The organism is Pseudoalteromonas sp. Z1A6, assembly GCF_011378745.1.
Classification (GTDB): Bacteria; Pseudomonadota; Gammaproteobacteria; order Enterobacterales; family Alteromonadaceae; genus Pseudoalteromonas; species Pseudoalteromonas arctica.
In genome coordinates, this window is sequence record NZ_WTKW01000452.1 from 1 (window position 1) to 2744 (window position 2744).

Consider the following 2744-nt stretch of genomic DNA (forward strand, 5'->3'; position numbering starts at 1 on the left):
AATTCTCAATTCTCAATTCTCAATTCTCAATTCTCAATTCTCAATTCCTCATTAGTAAAATTTCCGCTTTAGCCTTTTCTCAGTTAGCTGATCCTGTTAGTATTTATCGTATTGATTAGTTTACTTTTATGTAAATTTATATTTACGTTATTTGGTTTTTTAAGGTGGGACGAACATGGCTGACATAAGTGATTTAGCACAGCTAAGAGAAGGTATAGATGAATGCGATGCACAACTTGTTGCCTTACTTGCTAAACGTAATGGTATTACGCAAAAAATTGGTGAGATAAAACAACAAACAGGCGCACCTTTACATGCACCTGCCCGTGAAGCAGAGCTATTAGCGGCAAGACGACAAGAAGCAATAAATCAAAATGTAAGCCCAGATCTCGTTGAAGATATACTTAGACGTATGATGCGAGAAGCCTATCAAAACCAACAAGCAAAACTTGCATGCGCAGCGCCAGAGCTTTCGCCAATTGTAATTGTGGGTGGTCAAGGCGCCATGGGCCAGTTATTTGCACAGCAGTTTATTCGCTCAGGTTACGAAGTTAAAATTTTAGATAAAGATCAGCAAAACGATGCGAAAAGTATTTTAAAAGGTGCCAAGCTGGTAATGATTAGCGTACCTATTAATGCATTGGACGCTGTCGTTGCTAAGTTACCTAAACTAGATGAAGACTGTTTACTAGTTGATATTACATCGGTAAAGCAATCGCCTATTAAAGCACTAAAAGCTGCGCACAGTGGCCCTGTGGTTGGTTTGCATCCTATGTTTGGGCCTGATATATCACACTGGGTAAAACAAACAGTTGTTGTATGTGAAGGGCGAGAACACCAAGCGGCAAAAGGTTTGTTACAGCAGTTACAAGTATGGGGTTGTCAGCTTGTTGAGCTTGATGCTAAAAAGCATGATGAAGCAATGCAAATTATTCAGGTAATGCGCCATTTAACGACATTTGTGTACGGACAATTTTTAGCAAAACAAAGTCATACACTAGAAGAATTACGTAGCTGCTCGTCACCTATATATCAATTAGAACTGATGATGGTAGGGCGTTTATTTGCGCAGTCGCCTGAGCTTTACTCAGATATTATGCTAGCACAATTCGATGATGTCGAAACCTTACTTGCACAGTACCAAGATACCTTCGCAAGTACATTAGCAAAATTAAAAGCGGGAGATAAAGCAGCGCTTATTGATTCTTTTGCTGAGGCGAAAGTTTACTTTTCTGACTCGACAGAACACTTTTTAACGCAAAGCAGAAGCTTATTAAATAAAGCGAATGATTCAAAAGTTTTAGATTAATATTTGTTATACCGTTTGCTTAAGTATGGGGATTTAATTCGTTAAATTGCTAAAATATTTATGCAGACTGGTACTAGTTAACGAAAAAGGGCCGATATCGGCCCTTTTTGATTTGTAAAATTGCTTATTAAGTATTAACGCTTACTGCCTGTAGTGACTCGCTTTGGTAACATCCTAAAATACGTACATATTGGGTGTGCTCTTTAAGTTCTTCTAGCGCTTCTTTTACTTGGCTTTCAGCTAAGTTTGCTTCTAGGTCAACATAAAAAACTTCTTCCCACGGATTGCCCGGAGTAGGGCGAGATTCAAGTTTTACTAAATTAATCTTATGCTGCTTAAAAATCATTAACGCATCGGCTAGTGAGCCCGCTTGTTGTTTTGTCGACATGATCAAACTAGTTTTAGTTGGAATTTGGTTAGACACTTGTAGAGGCTTACGTGCAACAACAATAAAGCGGCTATGGTTTTCGCTTTGATTAGCTAGGTTTGATTTAATAACCTCAAGCCCTACGTTTTTCCCCGCTTGTGCAGAGCCAATTGCAGCACTGTATGGTGTGTTCAGAGCTGATTGTAGCGCGCTTGATGTTGAATCACATGTTTCGTGTTGTAAATCACCTAAGCCCTGTAAAAAGCGGCTGCACTGCGCAAATGGTTGTGGGTGTGCAAATATTTTTGTTAGTTGACTAAGTTCAGTATCAGGGTTGGCGAGTAAGCAATGCTCTACACTGTGAGTTACTTCTCCAACAATAGACACTTGCGCGTGCTGTAATAAGTCAAACACCTCGTTAATACTGCCAGAGCTTGTGTTTTCAATGGGTAATAAACCAAAATCAGCTTGGCCGTTTTCTACTTTACCTGTTATTTCGTCAAACGATGTACAGCCAATTTCAACTAATTTACCCGGGCGGCGGCTAAAATATTTATGGCATGCTAGTTGGCTATAAGAACCCTGACCACCTAAGTAAGTTACACGGTGTGTTTCACTAAGGGCATCTGGATTCAGGTTTTTTTGTAGCATTGCTTGTTGGTGTAAAACAGAGTCTTCCAAAATAGTTTGAAAAACATTATTCACGTAGTAAGCATCTAAACCTAGTGATTTACCATAACCAATCAGTTTCTCTAAAAGTGCGAGTTCACGTGCTTCATCGCGAATTGGCTTGTTGTTAGCAATTTTATACTCAACCACACCGTGGCTAATACGACGACGTTTAGCTAATAACACGAGTAAATCGGAGTCTATTTCATTTATATCGTGTCTTAGTGCATTTAATACATCATTTGTCATTTTGGTATCCTCATTCCAAAAGTAGGCTGTTATTACACAGCAAAAACAAAAAAGCCTCCCGGTTGGGAGGCTTTACTATTCGATTGATTTTATCTCACAAACAGGGAAGCCTCTTCTATATAAAGAAGCTAAAAAACGAAAAAAAAGTGC

Annotated in this window: 2 protein-coding genes; one reads left to right on the forward strand and one right to left on the reverse strand. The window is 39.0% G+C overall.

Features of this window, described 5'->3' with window-relative positions; genetic code table 11:
• Positions 1–175: 175 nt before the first annotated feature.
• On the forward strand, positions 176–1309 hold the full coding sequence (gene tyrA, locus GQR46_RS18375) for a bifunctional chorismate mutase/prephenate dehydrogenase (RefSeq protein WP_010554632.1): 1134 nt from the start codon (positions 176–178) through the stop codon (positions 1307–1309).
• 127 nt (positions 1310–1436) lie between these two features.
• Here tyrA and GQR46_RS18380 read toward each other — a convergent pair whose 3' ends face one another.
• The gene (locus GQR46_RS18380) at positions 1437–2594 is read right to left on the reverse strand and encodes a chorismate mutase (RefSeq protein WP_007581410.1); all 1158 of its coding nucleotides are present in this window, start codon (positions 2592–2594) and stop codon (positions 1437–1439) included.
• Positions 2595–2744 lie beyond the last annotated feature (150 nt).